The organism is Amycolatopsis sp. Poz14 (assembly GCF_006704225.1).
Lineage (GTDB): Bacteria > Actinomycetota > Actinomycetes > Mycobacteriales > Pseudonocardiaceae > Amycolatopsis > Amycolatopsis nivea.
Map to the genome: position 1 here is coordinate 6,996,712 of NZ_JACLHD010000001.1, position 21,430 is coordinate 7,018,141.

General features: G+C 69.8%; 22 protein-coding genes. 14 read left to right on the forward strand and 8 right to left on the reverse strand.

All coding sequences use genetic code 11. The annotated features are described in order from the left end of the window. The first annotated feature begins 27 nt into the window (after positions 1-27). Positions 28-927, forward strand: a complete 900-nt coding sequence (locus FKO37_RS32520; protein WP_037813271.1) for a Ku protein — start codon at positions 28-30, stop codon at positions 925-927. Positions 928-1,348: 421 nt separating this feature from the next. On the opposite strand, the gene FKO37_RS32525 is transcribed toward FKO37_RS32520, so the two are convergent. Continuing rightward, the gene (locus FKO37_RS32525; protein WP_238607001.1) at positions 1,349-3,301 is read right to left on the reverse strand and encodes an aconitate hydratase; all 1,953 of its coding nucleotides are present in this window, start codon (positions 3,299-3,301) and stop codon (positions 1,349-1,351) included. A gap of 98 nt (positions 3,302-3,399) precedes the next feature. On the opposite strand from FKO37_RS32525, the gene FKO37_RS32530 reads away from it, so the two are divergent. From FKO37_RS32530 to FKO37_RS32550, 5 genes are read left to right on the forward strand one after another with little or no spacing between them, the layout of a single operon-like run. Next, on the forward strand, positions 3,400-3,735 hold the full coding sequence (locus tag FKO37_RS32530; protein WP_037813276.1) for a hypothetical protein: 336 nt from the start codon (positions 3,400-3,402) through the stop codon (positions 3,733-3,735). 10 nt (positions 3,736-3,745) lie between these two features. Beyond that, a complete protein-coding gene (locus FKO37_RS32535; RefSeq protein ID WP_238607002.1) occupies positions 3,746-5,557 on the forward strand; it encodes a glycoside hydrolase family 15 protein in 1,812 nt (603 codons plus the stop codon). Between the two features lie 53 nt (positions 5,558-5,610). Further along, complete coding sequence (locus FKO37_RS32540) at positions 5,611-7,404, forward strand: thiamine pyrophosphate-requiring protein (RefSeq protein ID WP_238607003.1); 1,794 nt, start codon at positions 5,611-5,613, stop codon at positions 7,402-7,404. Beyond that, positions 7,401-8,513, forward strand: coding sequence for an enolase C-terminal domain-like protein (locus FKO37_RS32545; protein WP_238607004.1), 1,113 nt, complete (start codon positions 7,401-7,403; stop codon positions 8,511-8,513). Before FKO37_RS32540 ends, FKO37_RS32545 begins: the two co-directional genes overlap by 4 nt. Then, entirely contained in the window at positions 8,510-11,461 is a 2,952-nt protein-coding gene (locus tag FKO37_RS32550) for an FAD-binding and (Fe-S)-binding domain-containing protein (protein ID WP_238607005.1), read from the forward strand. The genes FKO37_RS32545 and FKO37_RS32550 overlap by 4 nt, the downstream gene beginning before the upstream one ends. A 67-nt stretch (positions 11,462-11,528) precedes the next feature. On the opposite strand, the gene FKO37_RS32555 is transcribed toward FKO37_RS32550, so the two are convergent. Together FKO37_RS32555 and FKO37_RS32560 are read right to left on the reverse strand one after the other, a co-directional pair. Beyond that, on the reverse strand, positions 11,529-12,386 hold the full coding sequence (locus FKO37_RS32555; RefSeq protein ID WP_238607006.1) for an SDR family oxidoreductase: 858 nt from the start codon (positions 12,384-12,386) through the stop codon (positions 11,529-11,531). A gap of 198 nt (positions 12,387-12,584) precedes the next feature. After that, positions 12,585-13,004 (reverse strand): CBS domain-containing protein, encoded by a 420-nt coding sequence (locus FKO37_RS32560; protein WP_037813288.1) that lies wholly within the window; start codon positions 13,002-13,004, stop codon positions 12,585-12,587. A gap of 117 nt (positions 13,005-13,121) precedes the next feature. On the opposite strand from FKO37_RS32560, the gene FKO37_RS32565 reads away from it, so the two are divergent. From FKO37_RS32565 to FKO37_RS32585, 5 genes are all read left to right on the forward strand, one after another. Further along, entirely contained in the window at positions 13,122-13,679 is a 558-nt protein-coding gene (locus tag FKO37_RS32565; RefSeq protein ID WP_134662385.1) for a hypothetical protein, read from the forward strand. 54 nt (positions 13,680-13,733) lie between these two features. Further along, complete coding sequence (locus FKO37_RS32570; protein ID WP_037813293.1) at positions 13,734-14,159, forward strand: phage holin family protein; 426 nt, start codon at positions 13,734-13,736, stop codon at positions 14,157-14,159. After that, the gene (locus FKO37_RS32575) at positions 14,140-14,460 is read left to right on the forward strand and encodes a DUF3618 domain-containing protein (protein ID WP_238607007.1); all 321 of its coding nucleotides are present in this window, start codon (positions 14,140-14,142) and stop codon (positions 14,458-14,460) included. Before FKO37_RS32570 ends, FKO37_RS32575 begins: the two co-directional genes overlap by 20 nt. Further along, positions 14,454-14,726: a DUF3040 domain-containing protein gene (locus tag FKO37_RS32580; RefSeq protein ID WP_037813297.1), complete on the forward strand. Its 273-nt coding sequence runs from the start codon at positions 14,454-14,456 to the stop codon at positions 14,724-14,726. Before FKO37_RS32575 ends, FKO37_RS32580 begins: the two co-directional genes overlap by 7 nt. A gap of 373 nt (positions 14,727-15,099) precedes the next feature. Then, a complete protein-coding gene (locus FKO37_RS32585) occupies positions 15,100-16,242 on the forward strand; it encodes a M48 family metalloprotease (RefSeq protein ID WP_238607008.1) in 1,143 nt (380 codons plus the stop codon). Between the two features lie 51 nt (positions 16,243-16,293). Here the strand turns inward: FKO37_RS32585 and FKO37_RS32590 are convergent, their stop codons facing one another. Both FKO37_RS32590 and FKO37_RS32595 read right to left on the reverse strand, forming a co-directional pair. Further along, complete coding sequence (locus tag FKO37_RS32590) at positions 16,294-16,653, reverse strand: darcynin family protein (RefSeq protein ID WP_238607009.1); 360 nt, start codon at positions 16,651-16,653, stop codon at positions 16,294-16,296. A 9-nt stretch (positions 16,654-16,662) separates the two neighbouring features. Continuing rightward, positions 16,663-17,544: an NAD(P)H-binding protein gene (locus FKO37_RS32595; protein ID WP_238607010.1), complete on the reverse strand. Its 882-nt coding sequence runs from the start codon at positions 17,542-17,544 to the stop codon at positions 16,663-16,665. Positions 17,545-17,645: 101 nt separating this feature from the next. On the opposite strand from FKO37_RS32595, the gene FKO37_RS32600 reads away from it, so the two are divergent. The 3 genes from FKO37_RS32600 to FKO37_RS32610 all read left to right on the forward strand — a co-directional run bounded on the left by FKO37_RS32600 (position 17,646) and on the right by FKO37_RS32610 (position 19,679). Further along, positions 17,646-18,578, forward strand: coding sequence for a LysR family transcriptional regulator (locus FKO37_RS32600; RefSeq protein ID WP_238607011.1), 933 nt, complete (start codon positions 17,646-17,648; stop codon positions 18,576-18,578). Between the two features lie 33 nt (positions 18,579-18,611). Next, positions 18,612-18,959 carry a hypothetical protein gene (locus tag FKO37_RS32605; RefSeq protein WP_238607012.1) on the forward strand — a complete coding sequence of 116 codons (348 nt, stop codon included), beginning with the start codon at positions 18,612-18,614 and terminating at the stop codon, positions 18,957-18,959. A gap of 117 nt (positions 18,960-19,076) precedes the next feature. After that, positions 19,077-19,679 carry an SRPBCC family protein gene (locus FKO37_RS32610; RefSeq protein ID WP_238607013.1) on the forward strand — a complete coding sequence of 201 codons (603 nt, stop codon included), beginning with the start codon at positions 19,077-19,079 and terminating at the stop codon, positions 19,677-19,679. A gap of 403 nt (positions 19,680-20,082) precedes the next feature. Here FKO37_RS32610 and FKO37_RS32615 read toward each other — a convergent pair whose 3' ends face one another. The 3 genes from FKO37_RS32615 to FKO37_RS32625 all read right to left on the reverse strand — a co-directional run bounded on the left by FKO37_RS32615 (position 20,083) and on the right by FKO37_RS32625 (position 21,411). Further along, complete coding sequence (locus FKO37_RS32615) at positions 20,083-20,511, reverse strand: MarR family winged helix-turn-helix transcriptional regulator (protein ID WP_238607014.1); 429 nt, start codon at positions 20,509-20,511, stop codon at positions 20,083-20,085. Then, positions 20,508-20,921 carry an SRPBCC family protein gene (locus FKO37_RS32620; RefSeq protein ID WP_238607015.1) on the reverse strand — a complete coding sequence of 138 codons (414 nt, stop codon included), beginning with the start codon at positions 20,919-20,921 and terminating at the stop codon, positions 20,508-20,510. Before FKO37_RS32620 ends, FKO37_RS32615 begins: the two co-directional genes overlap by 4 nt. Before the next feature lie 73 nt (positions 20,922-20,994). Then, complete coding sequence (locus tag FKO37_RS32625; protein WP_238607016.1) at positions 20,995-21,411, reverse strand: hypothetical protein; 417 nt, start codon at positions 21,409-21,411, stop codon at positions 20,995-20,997. Between the last annotated feature and the right edge of the window lie 19 nt (positions 21,412-21,430).

Sequence of the window (21,430 nt, forward strand, 5' to 3'; positions counted from 1 at the left end):
CCGGGCATCAGGGAGGAAGGAGCGCCGATGCGTCCGGTGTGGCAGGGTGCGCTGTCGTTCGGGCTGGTGAACGTCCCGGTGCGGATGTACAAGGCGGTCGAGGACCATGCCGTGCACTTCACGCAGTTCCAGCGCGGGACCCGGGACCGCATCCGCTACCGGCGGGTGAACGAGCGGACCGGCGACGAGGTGTCCTACGACGACATCGTCCGCGGCCGGGAGGTCGGCGACGACGAGTACGTGCTGGTCGAGCAGGAGGAACTCGACGAGATCGCGCCGGGCCGGTCGAGGTCGCTCGAGGTGGAGAGCTTCGTGGATCTCGAGGAGGTCGACCCGCTGTTCTTCGACCGCGCGTACTGGCTCGCGCCCGCCAAGGAGGAAGCGCAGCGCCCGTACGTGCTGCTGCTCGACGCACTGTCCAGCCGGGACAAGGCGGCCGTCGCGAAGTTCGTCTTCCACGGCCGCGAACACCTCGCGCTCGCCCGCGCCGGCGACGGGGTGATCGTGCTCAACACGCTGCATTACGCCGCCGAGGTGCGCAACGCGGACGACGTGCCGCAGCTGCCCGCCAAGGCCAAGACGAACCAGAAGGAACTGGACCTCGCGGTCAAGCTGATCGACGCGATGACCGAGCCGTGGAAGCCCGACGAGTTCCGCGACACCTACCGCGAGCGGGTGGAGGAGCTGATCGAGGCCAAACGGGCCGGGAACACCGTCACGCCCGCCGCCGAGCCGGAGCAGCCGACGAAGGTGGTCGACCTCATGGAGGCGCTGGCGAAGAGCGTGCGCGGCAGCCGCAAGCAGCGCACGCCGGATCTGTCCGAGCTGTCCAAAACGGAGCTGCAGAAGCTCGCGAAGGAACGCGACGTCAAGGGGCGTTCGAAGATGTCGCGGGCCGACTTGGAGGCTGCGCTGAAGGCCTCCTGACCAGTGAGAGGACCGTGAGAGCGTCCCTGGTCGCGGAGTCCCCAAGCCGGAGGCTTAAGCCGCGTCGATCGAGCCCGGCTCACTGTCCACAAGAGACCCGCGACTCGCCGAAATGCCCCCTGCCAGGGACTTAAGGCGACCCTGCGGGTGCATGGGGAGCGCGTCCGCCCGAGCCGAGAAGACCGGGCCGACTGCCAGCAGACGGGCCCGTCGGGCGGAAGCGCGGTGTGCGGTCTGCGAGGGACCTCACAGACCCATAGAACCGGTCAGACGGACATTAATCGGGCATTTCGGCGGGGATGGTGTCCTGTGTGGACAGTCCGCGGGCCGAGACCGCCCGGCTTAAGTCCCTGGCATGGGAATCTGATTCCCTCGGGGTTCCCCTCACGACACTCAAACCGCGCGCCCCAGGGCCGACGTCTCAGTGCAGCGCCCGAGCCAGCTGCGGAATCCGCCCGCCGGCCAGCAGCACGTCCACCTGCCGCGGCGACAGCTGGTGCCGTGCCCGGTACTCCTCGTCCCGGGTCTGGTTCCGCACCGTGAACTCCCCCGTCTCGGCCAGCCGGTGCAGCCCGGACACCGAGAGCACGTCGTCGCGCTCGATCTTCTCGCTGTCCTCCGGGTCGGCGAACTCCAGCGGCAGCACCCCGAAGTTGACCAGGTTCTGCCAGTGGATCCGGGCGAACGACCGGGCCAGCACCACGCGCAAACCCAGGTACCGGGCAGTGATCGCGGCGTGCTCGCGCGACGAGCCCTGGCCGTAGTTCTCCCCCGCGACCACGAAATGCTCCGGGCTGTCGGCCGCGCGCTTCGGGTAGTCCTCGTCGATCCGGGTGAAGGTGAACTCGGCCAGCTTCGGGATGTTCGAGCGGTAGGGCAGCGCGCGGGCCCCGGCGGGCGAGATTTCGTCGGTCGACACGTCGTCCCCGGCCTTCAGCAGGACGGGGCCCTCGAGCTCGTCCGGCAGCGGGTCGAAGTCCGGCAAGCCGGCGACGTTCGGGCCCTTCACCAGCTCCTCCCGCAGTGCCTCCTCCTCGGGCAGCGGTGCGGCGAAGACGCGCGGGTCGGCCGCCGAACGGGCTGGTCCGGCGACGCGCGGGTACGCGAGGTGGTGGGCGGTGGCGTAGTCGCGCGGATCGGTCAGCACGCCGGTCAGCGCCGACACCGCCGCGGTCTCCGGCGAGCAGAGCCAGACCGAGTCGTCGGCGGTGCCAGACCGGCCGGGGAAGTTCCGCGGGAAGGTGCGCAGCGAGTTCGTGCCCGGCGCGGGCGCCTGGCCCATTCCGATGCAGCCGAGGCAGCCCGCCTGGTGCACGCGGGCCCCGGCCGCGACGAGGTCGGTGAGGTGTCCGCTGCGGGCGAGTTCGACAAGGATCTGCCGCGAGGTCGGGTTAACGTCGAAGCTCACCGAATCAGCCGTCTGCCTGCCCCGGACGGTGGCCGCGGCGACCGCGAAGTCCCGGAATCCGGGGTTGGCGGAGGAACCGATCACGACCTGCCCCACCGGCGTCCCCGACACCTCGCGCACCGGCACCACGTTGCCCGGCGACGACGGCTTCGCCACCAATGGCTCCACTGTGGACAGATCGATCACGTCTTCGATGTCGTAGGAGGCGTCGCGTCCGGCGCGCAGGTCGCGGAAGTCGTGTTCGCGCCCCTCCGCCCGCAGGAACGCGCGGATCGCTTCGTCGGCCGGGAACACCGACGCGGTCGCGCCCAGCTCGGCGCCCATGTTGGCGATCACGTGCCGGTCCATCGCGCTCAGGCAGGCCAGCCCCGGGCCGTGGTACTCGATGATCCGGTGCCGTCCGCCGCTCACGCCGTGCCGCCGCAGCATCTCCAGCACGACGTCCTTCGCCGACACCCACGGCGGCAGCTCGTTCTCCAGCCGGACGCCCCAGATCTCCGGCATCCGCAGGTAGAGCGGCTCCCCGGCGATGGCCAGCGCCACTTCGAGGCCGCCGACGCCGACGGCGAGCATGCCCAGCGCGCCCGCCGCACAGGTGTGCGAATCGGACCCGGCGAGGCTCTTGCCGGGCACGCCGAACCGCTCCATGTGCGTCGGGTGCGAAACGCCGTTGCCCGGTTTGGAGAACCACAGCCCGAACCGGCGGCAGGCCGAACGCAGGTATGCGTGGTCCTCGGCGTTCTTCTCGTCCGCCTGCAGCAGGTTGTGGTCGACGTACTGGACGCTCAGCTCGGTTCGCGCGCGGTCGAGCCCGAGCGCCTCGAGCTCCTGCATCACGAGCGTGCCCGTGGCGTCCTGGGTCAGCGTCTGATCGACCCGCAGGCCGATTTCGGTCCCTGGTTCGAGCCGGCCGGCGACCAGGTGCTCGGCCAGCAGCCGCCCGGCGAGAGTCTGTTCGCGTCCCACTCGGGAGCGGGTACCCGTTTCCGGCGCGGCGAACCGCGATGTTTCCGTCCCGGCCGCGCGGGCAATCCGGGGATCAAGAACGGCGGAAGGAGACTGGGATGCCGCAGCAGGCTTGGAGCTCGAAACGGGAACGGCAGTACCAGCACATCGAGGAGTCGCAGGAGGACCGCGGCGCCAGCAAGAAGCGCGCGAAGGAGATCGCCGCCCGCACGGTGAACAAGAACCGGGCGCAGTCGGGCGAATCGGACCGCGCGAGCAAGTCCTCGGTGCGCGACAAATCGCCGCAGAAGCGCGGCGGGCATCGTTCCGGCAAGCGGCTCGGCCCCGGGGGCCCGACGCGCGACCAGCTGTACAACGAGGCCAAGAAACGCAATATCCACGGCCGGTCGACGATGACCAAGAAGGAACTGGCGAAGGCGCTCGGCCGGGACTGAATCCGCCGCGATGAACCAGCGCCCGATCGAAGACTATGCCCTGCTCGGCGACCTGCACACCGCGGCGTTGGTGTCGCGGGAAGGTGCGGTCGAGTGGCTGTGCCTGCCGCGGTTCGACTCCCCCGCGTGCTTCGCCGCGCTGCTGCACGACGAAAGCGCGGGGGTGTGGCAGCTCGGACCCGCGGACGGCGGGCCGGCCACCCGCCGAGGTTACGTCGGCGACTCCCTGGTCCTCGCCAGCGAATGGGAAACCGCTGGCGGCACCGTGCGCGTGGTCGACTTCATGCCGCCGCGCGACGGAGCGGCCGATCTCGTCCGCATCGTCGAAGGCGTGCGCGGCCGGGTCCCGATGCGGACCTGCCTGCGGCCGCGGTTCGACTACGGCTCGGTGCGGCCGTGGGTCCGGCACGTCGACGGACGATTCGACGCGGTCGCGGGTCCCGACGCGGTCCGGCTGACCACTCCGGTCGAAGTGTCCACCGAGGGTTTCGCCGAGTTCACCGTCGCCGAGGGCGACCGCGTGCCGTTCGTGCTGACCTACCACGCCTCCTACCAGGAACGTCCCGATCCGGCTGACGCCGAGAAAGCGCTGGCGCACACCGAACGCTTCTGGGCGGACTGGATCGGCCGCTGCCGGTACGACGGCCGATGGCCCTCCGCGGTGCGCCGTGCACTGATCACCTTGAAGGCGCTCACCTACGAACCGACCGGCGGCATTCTCGCCGCGCCGACGACCTCGCTGCCGGAACAACTCGGCGGCGAACGCAACTGGGACTACCGCTACTGCTGGCTGCGCGACGCCACCTTCACCCTGCAAGCGCTCGTCGGCACGGGCTATCCGGACGAAGCGAAAGCCTGGCGCGAATGGCTCGTCCGCGCCGCGGCCGGCGATCCGGCCGACCTCCAGGTCCTTTACGGACTCGACGGTTCCCGCCGCGTTCCGGAGTCCACATTGGACTGGCTCGACGGATACGCCGGTTCCACCCCGGTACGGATCGGCAACGCCGCGGCGGGCCAGGTCCAGCTCGACGTGTGGGGCGAAGCGCTCGACGGTCTGCACCTCGTCCGCGAAGCCGGACTTCCGGTGATACATCCGGCATGGGATCTGCAACGCGGATTGCTCGATTTCCTCGAAGGCCATTGGGATCAGCCCGACCGGAGCCTGTGGGAGGTCCGCGGCGAACCGCAGCATTTCGTGCATTCCAAGGTGATGGCGTGGGCGGGCGTCGACCGGGCCGTCCGGACGGTGGAACGCCACGACCTCGACGGACCGGTCGACCGCTGGCGTGCGCTGCGCGACCGCATTCACGAGGAAGTCTGCCGGAAGGGTTTCGACACCGGCCGCAACACTTTCACCCAGTTCTACGGCTCGCACGGCCTGGACGCCGCGTTGCTGCTCATCCCCCGCGTCGGCTTCCTCCCCGGAAGCGACCCGAGGGTGCGCGGAACCGTCGACGCGGTGCGGAAAGAACTGTCGCGGGACGGTTTCGTCCACCGTTTCGACCCGAATGCCGATTCCGGCCCCGGCGATTTGAGCGGCGGCGAAGGCGCTTTCCTGCCGTGCAGTTTCTGGCTCGCCGACGCGTTGCACGGAACCGGCCGGACCGAGGAAGCCGTCGAGGTTTTCGAGCAGATGCTGGCCGTCCGCAACGACGTCGGCCTGTTGAGCGAGGAATACGACATGAGCGCCGGACGGCAGCTCGGGAACATGCCGCAGGCGTTCAGCATGGTCGGGCTCGTCAACACCGCGCGCCACCTCGACGGAGCGGAAACCACCACAAACGCGACAGGCCACGAACAGGGGCTGCGACACGACGTGTAACGCCCCCGACCTCCGGGTAGCCGGGGAGGACTCAACGCACGGGAGGACTTGTCATGACCGAGACCGTCGGCGACTACCTGCTTTCGCGGCTGCGTGACTGGGGCGTGGAACAGGTGTTCGCGTACCCCGGCGACGGGATCAACGGTCTCGTCGCGTCCTTCGGCAAGGCGGACAACCAGCCGCGCTTCGTCCAGGCCCGGCATGAGGAGATGGCCGCCTTCTCCGCGGTCGGCTACGCGAAGTTCAGCGGGGCCGTCGGCGTGTGCATGGCGACGTCCGGGCCGGGCGCGATCCACCTGCTGAACGGGCTCTACGACGCGAAACTCGACCACGTCCCGGTCGTCGCGATCGTCGGGCAGACCGCGCGCACCGCGATGGGCGGCAGCTACCAGCAGGAGGTCGAACTCCAAGCGCTGTACCGGGATGTCGCGAACGAGTACTGCATCGAGGTGAACGTCGCCGAGCAGCTGCCCAACGCGCTCGACCGCGCGTTCCGGGTCGCGCAGGCGTCGCGCACGCCGACCGCGCTGATCATCCCGGCGGATCTGCAGGAAGAGCCGTACGAGCCGCCGCAGCACGCGTTCAAGCAGATGCCGTCGAGCCCGCCCGGGACCGCGTGGCCGAATCCGGTGCCGCCCGAACCCGCGATCAGCGAAGCGGCCGACGTGCTCAACGCCGGGGAGAAGGTCGCGATCCTCGTCGGGCAAGGCGCGCGCAGTGCGGCCGAGGAGGTGCGCCAGGTCGCCGACCTGACCGGGGCCGGCGTGGCGAAAGCGTTGCTGGGCAAGGACGTTCTCCCCGACGACCTGCCGTACGTGACCGGCGCGATCGGCCTGCTCGGCACCCGGCCGAGCTACGAGATGATGCGCGACTGCGACACCCTGCTGATCGTCGGGTCCAATTTCCCGTACAGCCAGTTCCTGCCGGAGTACGGGCAGGCCCGCGCGGTGCAGATCGACATCGACGGCCGGTTCATCGGCATGCGCTACCCCACCGAGGTCAATCTCGTGGGCGACGCCGCGGCGACCCTGCGCGCGCTGCTGCCGAAGCTGAACCGGACCGAAAACCGTTCGTGGCGCGAGAAAATCGAGAAGAACGTCGGCGACTGGTGGACCACCATGGACCAGCAGGCCGAGGTCGACGCGAAACCGGTCAACCCGATGCGGATCGTGCACGAGCTGTCGAAGCAGATCCCGGGCGACGCGATGGTCACCGCCGATTCCGGCTCGTCGACCAACTGGTACGCGCGCAATCTCCGGATCCGCGAAGGCATCCGCAGCACGCTGTCCGGCACGCTCGCGACGATGGGCCCCGGCGTGCCGTACGCGATCGGCGCGAAGTTCGCGCATCCCGACCGGCCGGCGATCGCGCTCGTCGGCGACGGTGCGATGCAGATGAACGGGATGGCCGAGCTGATCACCATCGCCCGCTACCACGGATTGTGGACCGATCCGCGGTGCATTATCTGCGTCTTCCACAACAACGACCTCAACCAGGTCACGTGGGAGCTGCGCGCGATGGGCGGCGCGCCGAAGTTCGAGGAATCGCAGTCGCTGCCGGACGTCGACTACGCCGGGTTCGCCCGCAGTGTCGGCCTCGAAGGCGTGAACGTCGACGACCCGGGCGATCTCGCGTCGGCCTGGCGGACCGCGTTCGCCGCGGACCGGCCGACGGTGCTGGACGTGCGCTGCGACGCCGAGGTTCCGCCGATTCCGCCGCACGCGACGTTCGAGCAGATGAAATCGGTGACCGAGTCCGTGCTCAAGGGCGATCCCGAAGCGTTCCACCTGATGTTCCAGGGTGCGAAGACGAAGCTGCAGGAGTTCTTGCCCGGACGGTCGCGGTGACCGTCGCCGCCCCGCACATCGAACGCATCGACGCGCGCGCCTACCAGGTGCCCACTCCTTCGCCGGAAGCCGACGGCACGCTCTCCTGGGATTCCACCACGCTCGTCGTGGCCAGGGTGCGGGCCGGCGGCACCGACGGTCTCGGCTGGACGTACGCCGATTTCTCGTGCGTCCCGCTGATCGAAGGCAAACTGGCCTCCGCCGTCGCAGGCAAGCCGGTGCTGGACCCGCCCGCGTGCTGGACCGCGATGCAGCACGCGATCCGGAACCTCGGCCGTCCCGGATTGGTCTCTTGTGCACTGTCCGCTGTGGACATCGCGATCTGGGACGCGGCCGCGCGGCTGCTCGACGTTCCGCTGAGCCGGCTGCTCGGCCGGGCGCACGACGAGGTCGACGTGTACGGCAGCGGCGGCTTCACCTCGCAGGACGACGACGAGCTGGTCGCGCAGCTGGACCACTGGGTGCGCGAGCAGCGCATCCCGCGCGTGAAGATCAAGATCGGCGAGTCGTGGGGATCCGCGGTCGCCCGCGACATCGGCCGGGTCCGGCTGGCCCGGGAGACGATCGGGGACGACGCCGCGCTGTACGTCGACGCGAACGGCGGCTATTCGGTCGGCCGGGCCCGCCGGATCGCGGATACCTTGCGGGAGTTCGGCGTGACCTGGTTCGAGGAGCCGGTGTCCAGCGACGACCTGCCCGGGCTCGCGCAGCTGCGCACGCCCGACGGACCGGACATCGCCGCCGGTGAATACGGCTACGACCTGCCGTACTTCGCCCGGATGCTGCCGTCGGTCGACTGTCTCCAGGTCGATGTGACGCGCTGCGGCGGCTACACGGAATGGCGGCGCGTCGCCGCCCTCGCCGCCGCCGCGAACCGCGAGGTTTCCGCGCACTGCGCGCCGAATCTGTCCGCGCACGCGGCCGCCGCGACCCCGAACTTCCGGCACATCGAATGGTTCGCCGACCACGACCGGATCGAACGGGAACTGTTCTACGGCGGCCTCGATCCGAGCGGCGGCCGGGTCGCCCCGTCGATGTCCACCGCCGGGCACGGGCTGCGCCTGCACGCCGACGCCGCGGCCGAGTATGCGGTCAAGGAGGGCCGATGAGCACCGCCGAACTCCCCAATCCCGTGGTCCGCGTGCCGGAACCGGCCGAAATCGACATCGACGCCCTCGCTGCCGCGTTGCGCGAGCGGGTCGAGGGCGAGGTCCGCTTCGACGACGGCAGCCGCGCCGCCTACTCCACCGACGCGTCCAATTTCCGCCAGGTCCCCCTCGGCGTCGTCGTGCCGCGCTCCCCCGAGGACGGTGTCGAAGCGCTGGCCGTCGCGAGGGAGTTCGGCGCGCCGGTGCTTTCGCGGGGCGGCGGCACGAGCCTCGCGGGCCAGTGCACGAACACCGCCGTCGTGCTCGACTGGTCGAAGTACTGCTCCGAGCTGGAATCCGTCGACGCGGACAACCGCACCTGCGTGGTGCAGCCGGGAATCGTGCTGGACGACCTCAACCGGCAGCTCGCCGACACCGGGCTCCGGTACGGGCCCGAGCCCGCGACGCACATGAACTGCACCCTCGGCGGCATGATCGGCAACAACTCCTGCGGCGCGACCGCCCAGCGCACCGGCAAGGTCGTGGACAACATCGTGCGCCTGGAAGTGCTGCTGGCGGACGGAACCCGGTTCTGGTGCGGCAAGACCAGCGACGCCGAGTACGCCGAGATCGAGCACCACGGCGACCGGCGCGCCGCGATCTACCGGCAGCTGCGCCGGCTGCGCGACGAATACGCCGACGAGATCCGCCGACGCTTCCCGGACATCCCGCGCCGGGTGTCGGGCTACAACCTCGACTCGCTGCTGCCCGAACACGGCTTCGACATCGCCGGACTGCTCGTCGGCAGCGAATCGACGCTGGTCACGGTCCTGCGCGCGGAACTGAAGCTGGTGCCGGTGCTGCCGGAGCGCGCGATGGTCGTGCTCGGCTACCCGGACATCGCGACAGCCGCCGACGCGGTGCCGGACATCCTGCCGCACGAACCGATCGCGCTCGAAGGCGTCGACCACCGGCTCCTCTACGACGAACGGTTGAAGAACCTCAACGAAAAAGCCCGCGAAGAACTGCCGCGCGGCCGGGCGTTCCTGATGGTCCAGTTCGGCGGGCAGACGATCGAAGAAGCCGACAAGCAAGCGCGCGGGCTGCTCGACTCCATCGAGGGCGCCGAGGTCGCGTTCCTCGACGACCCGGCGAAGGAAGCCGAACTCTGGCAGGTCCGCGAAGCCGGGCTAGGCGCGACCGCGCATGTCCCCGGCGAGCGGGACACCTTCGAGGGCTGGGAAGATTCCGCGGTAGCGCCGGAGAAACTCGGCGACTATCTCCGTCGGCTGGACGCGCTGTACGCGGAATTCGGCTACGCCGACGAAACCGGGCCGAGCCTGTACGGCCACTTCGGACAGGGCTGCGTGCACACGCGGATCCCGTTCGACCTTTACACCGCGTCCGGCGTCGCGACCTACCGGAAGTTCATGGAACGCGCCGCCGACCTCGTCGCGGAGTTCGGCGGCTCGTTCTCCGGCGAGCACGGCGACGGGCAGAGCCGCGGCGAACTGCTGCCGCGCATGTTCGGCAACGACCTGGTCACCGCTTTCGGCCAGCTCAAGGCGATCTTCGACCCGACCGACCGGATGAACCCGGGCAAGGTCGTCGCGCCGTACTCGCTGGACGAAAACCTGCGGCTCGGCGGCTCGTGGTCCCCCGCCGAGCCGCAGGACCTCTACTTCCGCTTCCCGCACGACGGCGGCTCGTTCTCCCAGGCCGCCAACCGGTGCGTCGGCGTCGGCCGCTGCCGGCAGTCCACTTCGGAAAGCGGCGACGTGATGTGCCCGTCGTACCAGGTCACCGGCGAGGAGGAACACTCCACGCGCGGCCGGGCGCGGCTGCTGTTCGAGATGCTCAACGGCCACCACGACGGTCCGATCTCCGACGGCTGGCGCTCCACCGAGGTCCGCGACGCGCTCGACCTGTGCCTTTCCTGCAAGGGCTGTAAATCGGACTGTCCGGCCGATGTGGACATGGCCACCTACAAGGCGGAATTCCTTGCCCACCATTACGAAGGCCGCCCGTGGAAACGGCCGCGGTCGGACTTCAGCATGGGCTGGCTGCCGCTGGTCGCCCGGCTGGTCGGGAAGACCCGCACGGCACGGCTGGTGAACCTGCTGGGCAAAACCCGCCTCGCGACGCGGGCCGCCGGGGTCGAGAACCGCGAAATCCCCCGCTTCGCCCCGAAAACGCTGCCGCGGTGGTTCGCCCGGCATCAACCCGCCGGGACCGGCGCGCGCGGCACCGTGCTGTTGTGGCCGGACACCTTCACGTCCTATTTCCATCCGCACGTCGCCGAGGCCGCCGTGCGAGTGCTGGAGGACGCGGGGTGGCGGGTGGAACTGCCGGAGCCGTCTGTGTGCTGCGGTCTGACCTGGATTTCCACCGGTCAGCTCGGGGTCGCGAAACGGGTTCTCACGCGCACCGTGCGCACGCTGGCCCCGCATCTCCGGAACGGCGGATTGGTGCTCGGCCTGGAACCCAGCTGCACCGCGGTGTTCCGCTCCGACGTGGCCGAACTGTTCCCCGGCGACCAGGACGTCCGGCGGCTGCGGGACCAGACCGTGACCCTCGCGGAATTGCTGACCCAGCACTCCCCCGGGTACCGGCCGCCGCAGATCCCGGGGCACGCACTCGCCCAAGTGCACTGTCACCAGCACGCGGTGCTCGGCTGGGAAGCGGACAAGAAACTGCTGCAGGCAGCCGGAGTGGACGTCGAACGGCTGGATTCGGGCTGCTGCGGCCTCGCCGGGAACTTCGGGTTCGAGCGGGGGCATCTGGAAGTCAGCAAGGCCTGCGCGGAACGGGTGCTGCTGCCGCGAGTACGCCAGGCGGACCGCCGGACGGCAGTGCTGGCGGACGGGTTCAGCTGCCGGACCCAGCTGCACGAACTGGACAGCGGCGGACGCGAAGGCATCCATCTCGCCGAACTGCTGGCCGCCGGTCTCGACTCGAAAGACCGCTGAATGTCCGTGAAGGGCTCCTTGAGGGAACTAGATTCCGGCAAGGAGCCCTTCACGGACCGAGCCGCGGTCAGCCGCCGGGCACGGTTTCGCCGCCCAAAGCGGCCAGCACTTCACCGCTGTAATACGAAGACAGCCGATTCGACGCGAGGAACACATACGACGGCGCGAGATCATCCGGATGCGCCGCCCGCTGCATCGGCGCTTGCAAGCCGAACTTCTCCACCTTGTCCGGCGGGAACGTCGACGGAATCAGCGGTGTCCACACCGGACCCGGCGCGACGCAGTTCACCCGGATCCCCCGGTCGGCCAACGCCTGCGCCATCGCGTACGTCCACGCGTGAATCGCGCCCTTGGTCGCCGAGTAATCGATCAGGCTCTTGTTGCCGCGCAAGCCGTTCACCGAACCGGTGTTGATGATGACGTCGCCATCGCCCAGATGCGGCAAGGCGGCGGCAGTCACCCGGAAATAGCTGTGCAGATTCACGTCGAACGTGTGCATCCACTGTTCTTCGGTCAGGTCCTCGGGACGGTCCACCGGCCATTGCGTCGCCGCGTTGTTGACCAGGATGTCCAGTCCGTCCAGTTCGGACAGTGTGCGCTCGACGATGTCCCGGCACTGCTTCGCCTCGGCGAGATCGCCGGGCAGCAGCAAGCATTCCCGGCCCTCCGCGCGCACCCGGTCCGCGGTGTACTCGGCGTCCTCGTGCTCGTTGAGATACGAGATCGCGATGTCCGCGCCCTCTTTCGCGAAGGCGATCGCCACCGCGCGGCCGATTCCGGAATCGCCGCCGGTGATCAGCGCGCGTTGTCCGGACAGCAGGCCGCGGCCCTCGTAGTCGGTCATCGAATCGCGCGGCTGCGGGTCCATTTCCGCGGTGGTGCCCGGCGGGTCCTGCTGCTGCGGAGGTCGGATGCGGTCGGCCACGGGAGTCCTCCCCGGAAAGTCGGTTCTGTTCCTTTCCGGCTACCCGCTGTGCCGCCGTTCAATCGCGGGCCCGCTCCGACGCGGGAAAGGCCGCGCAACCGTCCCCCTGCGACGGTTGCGCGGCCCTTCGCCCCCCTGCCCCGCTCTGCGGATGCGCGGCGGTTACCCCGGTCCGCTACAGGCAAAACTCGGGGGCGATCAGTAATCGTGCGACAGCGCCTCGACCAGCACGCCGGTGTCCGGATTGGGCATAGCGCGGGCGACGTCCGCCTGGGCGACGACGCCGATCAGGTCGTGGCCGTCGATCACCGGCAGCCGGCGCACCCGGTGCTGCGACATGGTCTGCAGGATTTCGGTGACGTCGTCGTCCGCGCCGATCGTCACCGCTTCTCCTTGCGCCAGCTCGCCCGCGTGCACGGCGCGCGGGTCCTTGCCCTCGGCGATCACCTTCACCACGATGTCGCGGTCGGTCAGCATTCCCTTGAGCCGGTTGTCCTCGCCGCACACCGGCAGCGCGCCCAGCTGTTCGCGCGCCATCGTCTGCGCGGCGTCGTTCACGGTGTCCGACTCGCGCACGCACACGGCGTTCGGTGTCATCAAATCGCGGGCGGTGGTCATGGGTTCGTCTCCTTCCTCCCGGTCACTCCCCGGCTACCCGCGTTCCCCGCGGTTACGCCTCCCGGGCAGTTTCTCGTCCGCCCGCCCGGGTAACCGGAGCGCGTGGAAGGAGCCGACATGCCAGAACCGTTCCCGTCCGACCCGGTCCGCGCGGAAGGCCCGCCGCTGGTCGCGGCAGGCCGGTCCGGCGCGCCCCGGCTGATCGTGCTCGACCCGGCGGGCGCGGCCAAACACGACGGCCTGCCCGCCACCTGGCGTCCGCTCGCCGAGGACCACGAGATCCTCTGGTACCGGATCCCGGTCGAGGGCGCGTGGCGCGAAACCGCGGAAACCCTTGCCGCTCCCGGGCACAGCGACCTCGTCACGAGCGGTCCCCTCGCCGCCGAGGCGCTGCAGCTGGCGGCCGAACATCCGGGCTCGCTGCGGTCTGTCCTGCTCGTCGACCCGGCGGCGGAAGGCGTGGTGAGTCCCGGCGACGCCGCCGTCGCCGACGAAGCCTGGCTGGTCCAGCACGACGCCGAGATCGCCGCGTTGCGCGAGTCCGGCGTCGAAGTCGAGGTGCTGGCGCACAGCCGCGACGACCCGGGCGACCAGGTGCCGAGCCCGCTGCCGCTGGGCCACGACTGGGTCGTCGACGCGCTCCGCGAAACCCTCGCACAGCTGGAATCCCGCTGATCGGTTTCGCCGTCCCCCTGCCGGGTACGCCTCGAAAAAGGAAGGGAGGAAGCCGTGCTGGAGGAAATGAACCGGACGCCCGCGCACGAGAAGTCCACCGCGGACCTCGCGGCCGATCTGACCACTTCCATCAAGCGCCTGCTCCAAGACGAATTCCGCTTGGCGATGGCCGAGCTCCAGGCGAAGGGGAAGCGCTTCGGCATCGGAGCCGGGCTGGTCGGGTTCGCCGGTGTGCTCGCGCTGCTCGGCGGCGCGACGCTGATCGCCGCGGCCGTGCTCGCCTTGGCGCTCGTGGTGCCCGGCTGGCTGTCCGCGCTGATCGTCGGAGGCGCGTTGCTGCTGGTCGCGGGGCTCGCCGCGCTGGTCGGCGGCAAGGAAGCACGCAGCGCCGGGCCGGTGGTGCCGGAGGAATCCGTCGAACGGGTCCGCGAAGACGTCGAGACGATGAAGGGGGGCGGTCATGACCGAACGCAAAGTTGAGCAGGCCCGGGCGGACCGGGACGTCACCCGCGAGGAATTGGCCGAGACGCTGGACGCGCTGAGCCACAAGCTGGACGTCCGGACGCGGGCCGCCGAGAAGGTCGACGCGACCATAGACCGGGCCGCCGAACAGGTCGAGAAGACCGTATCGGCACCGGCCGCGGAGAAGGTCCGCGCCGGCGCGCAAGCGGTCCGGAACAACCCGCTCCCGCTGTTCGCGGCGGTTTTCGGCAGCGTGTTCGTGCTTCGTTTCCTGATCCGCCGCCGGCACGCACACCGGAAGCAAGGCGACGCATGCTGACCGATCGGGAACAGCGTGCACTGAACGAAATCGAACGCGGTTTGTCCGCCACGGATCCGCGGCTCAGCGCCGAGCTGGCCCGCGGATCCGGGCGTCGGCGCCGTTCCGCGCTCGAGATCCTGGCGATCGTCACCAGCGTGGTGATGATCGCGACCGGGGCGTTCGACTCGCGGCCGGGCATGATCGTGGCCGGGGTGGTCGCGCTCGCCGCGCTCCTGGGCGGGCCGTTCGCGGTGCGGCACTGGAAAGCCGGATCCTCCCGTTGAGCCGCGTTCGCTGAGCACGACGAACGGCACCGGCTCCCCGTTGTTGGCGGACTGCCAAATGCTTTCGCCCTGCGCGCCCGCCGCCAGTCGTACCGCTACAGCGTCGGTTTCCCCGGCTTCGCTGCTTTTCCTCGCACGGCATTCTGGTTCCCTTGCGCAGCGAAGCCCATTTTGTCCCGTTTTCCCGGATGCCCGGTTCGCCGGAACCGCGGCCGCCGTTGCCCGATAGTACTTTCGGCCGATGTCCGCAGGGCGAAAACCCGCCGAAAGGCGTGGGCCATCCCGGGGTTCTTTCCCTCGTCCCGGTTTCCGCGTCCAAGATCGTCTTAGGGTTGGGCGTACTTGGTGATCTTGAAACCGGAATGAGGGGCCCATGCGAAAACGGACCAGGATTCTCGGCAGAACGCTCGCCGCGGCGGGCACCCTCGCGGCGCTGACGATGGCCACGGCCGTCCCGGCGACCGCGGCGCCGCGGGCGGCCGAGCCGACGTCGGTCGACCAGGACATCGCGCAGCTGTACCAGGACGTCGAAGACCTCTACAACGGGCTGCCCGCGAACGCGCTGCGCGGCGTCGACCCGCTGTTCGACTCGCCGGTCAAGCGGCCGGGCCAGCAGGCGCACGCCGCGCAGGGCCCGATCCCGGGCTGCACTGAGGGATCGCTGCTGACGTACGCGAACAAGCTCGCGTCTTCGCTGTCCCCGACCGAGAACAAGGCGCTCAGCGCGCTGAGCGCGATCGGCCAGCTCTACACCCAGGCCGTCGCCAGCGACAAGACCCCGCAGGTCTTCGGCACCGACGGGCAGTACACGCCGCGCGCCGGCGCGACGATCGACAAGCTGCGCGGGTTCTGGGACATCGAGAGCTGGAACATCCAGCTGGTCGCCTGGAAGGGCACCGACCTGGGCAGCCAGGACCGCACCACGCAGACGTTCAAGCTCGGCCTCGACCCGAAGCGGGCCGCGGAAGCGGGCGCGCTCGCGACCAAGGTGCTCTACGAGGTCCCGGCGCTGCAGGGCGGCCGCCACCCGCTGCTGACCCTGAACGCGTTCTCCGCCCCGGCCGACAGCCTCGGCGGCAAGCGCATCATGCTCGGCGACGGCCTGCTCGACGTGGTCAACCACCTCGGCTTCGACGACGTGTCGGTGGAAGCGGTCGTCGGCCACGAGTACGGCCACCAGGTCGACTTCGCGCACGAGAACTACCCGCGCGACGAATCCGGCGAGATGGGCCCGGACGCCTACGGCGGCTACTTCGGAGCGCACGCCAAGGGCGAGGCCTGGAACGCCCGCACGCAGCAGGAGGTCACGTACCTCGACGCCTCCATCGGCGACTGCTACCACAGCCACGGCACCCCCGACCAGCGCAAGGCCGCCGGCGCGTGGGGCGAGAAGCAGGCCGTGAGCCAGAACAACCCGAACCGGATCATCCCGTCCGCGAAGATGATCGAGAAGTTCCAGAAGGAATACCCGAAGCTGATGCCGCCCGCCACGGCGGCACTGGCCGCGGCGCACTGAGCCACGCCGGAGCGGGCCCCGTTTCTCACGGAACGGGGCCCGTTCGCGTGTTCAGGTGGCGATGGTGGCCAGCGGGTCGAAGCCGTACGTGCGGGCGTAGCCGTTCTCGGTGCCGACGAGCAGGTCGACGATCTCGAAATACCGGTCCCAGAACGGAGTTTCGCGCAGGGCGTCGATCAGGAGCTGGTAGGCGTGGTGGTCGTCGGCCTCCCAGACCCAGACGTCGGTGACGCGCGCGGAGTAGAACTCGGTGTCGTAGAACCGGGACCGGACGCCGGTGGTTTTCGCTTCGATCGCCGGGACGACCTGGGTGGCGAACGCGGCCGCCCGTTCCTTCGGGGTCAGGGCGAGCCATTCCGGCGTGGTTTTGACCAGCAGGAACGCGGTCACTGGCGGATTTTCGAGGGACATTGCGGATCCTTAGGCGTCGAAAGCGGGTTTGAGGGTCTCCGCGCACCACTGTTCGAACGTGGTCGGAGACGCGGTTTCGGCAGTGCGCGTGACACCGGCGTCGAGGCCGTTGTCCTTGGCGTACTTCATGTCCGCGATGCCGTGGACGAAAGTTTCGTTGAGCCCGTAGCCGATGAGTGTGGACCGCAGGTCGTCCAGCGACTCGCGCTCGTAGCGGACCGGACGGCCGAGCTGCTCGGTCATGATGCGGGCCAAGTCGTTGGGAGACAAGTCTTCCGGCCCCAGAACCGGGACGTCGGCGAAGCCGGTCCAAGACCGGTCTCGCAACAGCCGGACGGCGACCGCGGCGATGTCCGCGACGGCGACGAGCGGAGCCTTGCGGTCCGGGTCCAGGACGTCGCTGTAAACGCCCTTCTCCCGGATCGAATCGACTTCCTCCAGCAGATTCTCGAAGAAGGACGGGTTGGCCAGCGCCCGATACGCGACGCCGGTGCCCGCGATGAGCTCGTCCATCGCGAGCGACGCGGTCACGAGCCCCGCCCGGCCGGCGACCGCGGTGCCGCGGCCAAGCGCCGAAACTCCGACGACATGCCCGACGCCGTGCGCGACAAGCGCTTTCGCCGCCGGGCCGGTGAAGCCGCTCCAACCTTCTGCCGGAGTCCGGGTGGAATCTGGTGGTACGACCCAGAAAACGGCGTCCGCGCCCGCGAAAGCCCGGTCGACCGCCTCGGGGTCGCCGTGCGAACCGACGACGACCTCGACGCGCTCGCGCACCGCGTCCGGCAGCCGCGCGGGGTCGCGGACGATCACCCGCAGATCCTCGCCCGCGTCGACCAGCTCACTCAGCACGCGGCTGCCGATGTTTCCGGTAGGGGCAGTGATGACGATCATGAAAACCTCCGTGGGGTACGCCCTCGATCCTGCTGAGCGCCGCCGCGATGCCACAATGGGAACTTCGGCACGCAATCCTTGCCTGAAATGGAATTACCCTGGTGAACAGCCTGAATCCGGCCATCGACGCCAACCTCGCGGTCGCTTTGGACGCCCTGCTGACCGAGCAGAGCGTCACCCGCGCCGCCGCGCGCCTGCACACGTCGCCGGCCGCGATGAGCCGCACGCTCGCCCGGTTGCGCCGCATCCTGCAAGACCCGTTGCTGGTCCGGGCCGGGCAAGCCATGGTCCCCACGCCGCGCGCCCAGTCCCTGCGCGACGAAGCCGCCGCCGTGGTGCAAAGCCTGAACGCGCTGCTCAGCCCAGGCGCCGTCGTGGATCCCGCGACGCTGCGGTCCACCTTCACGATCCAAACCGCGGACCTGGTCGGCGCCGCCCTGGCTGTCGGGCTCCTGCGACTCACCCGCGAGGAAGCCCCCGGTATCTCCCTCCGCGTCCGGGCCGAAGAACTGGAAGCCGGTTCAGCCCTCCGAGACGGCCGCCTCGACCTGGAGGTCGGCTCCATCGACCACGTCGATCCCGAGACGCAGGTCGAAAAGCTGCTCACTTTGCGCATGGTCGCCGCCGTCCGCCCCGATCACCCCCTGGCTTCGGAACCGTTGACCCCGGCCCGGCTCGCCGCGGCCGACCACGTCGCCGTCAGCCGCCGCGGCCGGTTCACCGGCCCCCTCGACGCGGCGCTGGCCGAACACAACCTCCACCGTCGGGTCGCGATCGTCCTGCCGAGCCACCTGGCCGCGATGGCGGTTGCCGCCCGCAGCGATGTGGTGTGCCTGATCCCCGCGTCGCTCCCCGGCGAACCGCCCTCGCCGCTCACCGCCGACGCGACCGCGCTCGGCCTGCGGCTTCTCGACATCCCGGTTCCGTTGCCGCCATTGGAGATCGGTATGGCTTGGCATCCGCGACAGTCCGCCGACGGAGCACACCGCTGGCTCCGGGCCGCAGTGCGGCGGACGCTTTGCGCGAACCCGTGAGGGTCGTGTTGTTTTGGCGGTAGGTTGCCCCGCGTGGAGTTCGCAATCGCCGACGACGAGGTATGGCTCTCCGTTTTCGACGCCCTCCCGCAATGGGAAGACGCGTCGGGCGACAGCTACGTGCGGGAACTCAAGATCCCCGTATCCGAGACCGGGGAACTCCACCTCAGCTGGGACCCAGCCGAGCGGAGCGTCCGCCTCCGGTATCGCCAGGGGCCGGACGTCGTCGTCGACGTCTTCCGCGAACAAGCGACCGTGCTGACGATCCACCAACCCGGCCCCGTCATCGCGGTCGAATACCAGGCCGAAGACTGCCTCGGCCGGATGCGCGTGCAGCTCCAGCCAACCTTCGCCCTGGAGGACGTCTTCCTCCGCACCTGACGCCGAACTGCCCCTCACGCCGCAGTTAAACCCCTTCACCTTTCCTATTGACCTTCACCAACGCTGCGCTATAGGCTTTCACTGTCGTTAAGCCCATTAACTTCACGGAGCAGCCCCATGCGCAGCACCCACCCGAAAACCTCGCGCCCCCTTCGCCGCACAGCCTTGCTCGCCGTCCCGCTGGCCGCCGTTCTCGCCCCAGCCCCCGCCCAAGCCGCCGTTCCCGGCCCGGCCGCGCTAACCTGCCAGGGCCACGGTGTCGACCCCGCCGCGAAAGCCCGCCACCGCGCCGAAATCCTCGTCCACGCCCCGCTGCACCGGATCTGGGACCTCCACACCGACGTGGAAGCCTGGACGTCCTGGCAGAAACCCGCCGCGCCGATGACCGTGCGCCGCCTGGATCCCGGCCCACTGCGCAAACACTCACGATTCCAAGCGACCGTCCAGGTGCCCTCGGTTCCGCCGAGCACAGTGGTCATCAACTCCACCGTCCGCCAACTCCAGCGCGGCAACTGCCTCCGCTGGACCGGCCCGGCAGACGCCACCGGCTACCACATCGACGGCGTCCACGTCTGGACCTTCCGCCCGACCCGCGACGGCGTCCTCGTCCGCACCGAAGAAAGCCACTCGGGCCCCCAAGCCGACCCGACGTCCGACATGGGCCTCGAGACCTGGCTGAGCGACCTGAAAACCACCGCCGAAACCGGTTGCCTCGACTGACCCGCGCCCCGGGCCGCCGCTGCACCTCGTCAGCCACCGGATCGCCCGGGACCCGCGCGCCGGTCGCGAAAGCGCCCGCCGAACCAACGCCAGCCCCTCCGGGCCGCAAGCATCAACGGCTCCCCGCCGCCAACACCAATCCGCCGAACCAACCCCCGCCGCGCCCGAACCGACCAGCCGCCGCGTGGGCCGTCCGGCGAAACCGGTGCCTCGGCGCAACAACGCAACGGATCCCGCGCGACGAACCCCGCCCCAAGACCTCCGCCGCGCCACTCCGCCTCCGCGCGGACCCGCCCAGAGACCTCCGCCCCACCGCCAATCCACCCCGCGGCCGCGCAAACCCGCCCCCGCGACCGCCTGCAACTCAGACCACTCCCGGACGCAGCGACCCCGGCCGCGGCGATCACTCCGAGTCGAGCACCGACCGCAGCGTCCGCAGCAACGGCCCGGCGTCCGTCCCGAACATCTCCGTGTCCACCTGCTCCACCGCGGTCACCGCGCGACCGGCCAGATCGCGGCCCTTCCCGGTCAGCCGCACCAGTTTCGCGCGGGTGTCACCGGAGTCGACCGTCCGGGTCACCAGCCCGGCCGCCTCCAGCCGGGCGATCACCTGGGACGTCATCTTCACATCGGTCCCCGCCTGCGCGGCCAGTTCCTGCTGCCGCGGCGGCGTTCCGTGCGTTTCCAGCCACCAGCAGCACGCGAGCAGCACGAACTGCACGTGCGTGAGACCCAGCGGTTCGAGCGTCTGCCGGATCCGTCGCTGCCACGCCAAAGTCACGTGCCACAGCAGAAAACCCGGGCTGTCCCCCGGCCCCGCGAACCGCGTCATCGCGCGGACCGCTCCGCGTAGCCGAGGAGATCGCTCATGGCGACCGGAAAGTCCTCGCTGATCTGCGGTCCCAGCTCCGGCCCCGCCGAGCCTTCGATCTCCAGCCGATGCGTCACGCGCGTCCCGCCGCCGGAGAGCGGGGCGAGCGTGTGCCGGAACCGCAGCACCACGTCGCCGAAGCGGGTTTCGTCTTCGTAGACCTCGTTTTCGGTCAATTCCGTGATGCGCGAACGGAACGTGTCCTGCCCCTGCGGCGTGACCGACAGCTCGGTCCCCTTCTCGAACGGCCCGTGCAACTCGAACCGGTCACTGCGCTCGCTCAACGACGTCCCGCTGTGCAACGCCCGCAGCGCGGCCCACACCGCCTCCGGGCTCGCCGACGTCTCCGCGCTGTAGTCAGTGGTCCACATAAGCCCTCCCAGTTAGTATGCGCAGAGACTATCTGCGCGCAGACTAACTGGCAAGACCTCTCGACCAGGACGGTCAGGCAGACTCCAGCCGGAGCACGGCAGCGTCGTACTGGGCGCGAGCGAACCGGAACGGCCCGAACCCGCGGTAGTCCCGTTTCGCGCGGTGCGGCTGCTCGAACGCGTCCCAGACGACCTCGTCACCGGTCACGGTGATGCGCGCCAGCAGCGGCCAGCAGCCCCAGTGCCCGCACGCACAGCCCAGCACCGGGGTTTTGCCCTCGCCGAACTCGAGACCGTGGAAATGCCCGGTCATCGTGCCGCTCAACGAGCGCGGGTCCAGGCCGCCGTAGGCGTCCCCGGCCGGGGACATCCCGGCGGCCAGCTCGAACCGGTCGAGCAGGTCGGTGAGCGCGACGTCGTCGACGTACGGCACCGCGACCGGACCGCCCGTTTCGCCGGGCGGATGGAATGCGAAACGCAGCGTGGCCACCGCCAGGATTATCCCCGCA

What these genes read in the sequence shown, in the direction of transcription:
- FKO37_RS32520 (WP_037813271.1), top strand. Translation starts at nt 28, where the DNA reads ATGCGTCCGGTGTGGCAGGGTGCGCTGTCGTTCGGGCTGGTGAACGTC.
- FKO37_RS32530 (WP_037813276.1), top strand. Translation starts at nt 3,400, where the DNA reads ATGCCGCAGCAGGCTTGGAGCTCGAAACGGGAACGGCAGTACCAGCAC.
- FKO37_RS32535 (WP_238607002.1), top strand. Translation starts at nt 3,746, where the DNA reads ATGAACCAGCGCCCGATCGAAGACTATGCCCTGCTCGGCGACCTGCAC.
- FKO37_RS32540 (WP_238607003.1), top strand. Translation starts at nt 5,611, where the DNA reads ATGACCGAGACCGTCGGCGACTACCTGCTTTCGCGGCTGCGTGACTGG.
- FKO37_RS32550 (WP_238607005.1), top strand. Translation starts at nt 8,510, where the DNA reads ATGAGCACCGCCGAACTCCCCAATCCCGTGGTCCGCGTGCCGGAACCG.
- FKO37_RS32560 (WP_037813288.1), bottom strand. Translation starts at nt 13,004, where the DNA reads ATGACCACCGCCCGCGATTTGATGACACCGAACGCCGTGTGCGTGCGC.
- FKO37_RS32565 (WP_134662385.1), top strand. Translation starts at nt 13,122, where the DNA reads ATGCCAGAACCGTTCCCGTCCGACCCGGTCCGCGCGGAAGGCCCGCCG.
- FKO37_RS32575 (WP_238607007.1), top strand. Translation starts at nt 14,140, where the DNA reads ATGACCGAACGCAAAGTTGAGCAGGCCCGGGCGGACCGGGACGTCACC.
- FKO37_RS32580 (WP_037813297.1), top strand. Translation starts at nt 14,454, where the DNA reads ATGCTGACCGATCGGGAACAGCGTGCACTGAACGAAATCGAACGCGGT.
- FKO37_RS32585 (WP_238607008.1), top strand. Translation starts at nt 15,100, where the DNA reads ATGCGAAAACGGACCAGGATTCTCGGCAGAACGCTCGCCGCGGCGGGC.
- FKO37_RS32590 (WP_238607009.1), bottom strand. Translation starts at nt 16,653, where the DNA reads ATGTCCCTCGAAAATCCGCCAGTGACCGCGTTCCTGCTGGTCAAAACC.
- FKO37_RS32595 (WP_238607010.1), bottom strand. Translation starts at nt 17,544, where the DNA reads ATGATCGTCATCACTGCCCCTACCGGAAACATCGGCAGCCGCGTGCTG.
- FKO37_RS32610 (WP_238607013.1), top strand. Translation starts at nt 19,077, where the DNA reads ATGCGCAGCACCCACCCGAAAACCTCGCGCCCCCTTCGCCGCACAGCC.
- FKO37_RS32615 (WP_238607014.1), bottom strand. Translation starts at nt 20,511, where the DNA reads ATGACGCGGTTCGCGGGGCCGGGGGACAGCCCGGGTTTTCTGCTGTGG.
- FKO37_RS32620 (WP_238607015.1), bottom strand. Translation starts at nt 20,921, where the DNA reads ATGTGGACCACTGACTACAGCGCGGAGACGTCGGCGAGCCCGGAGGCG.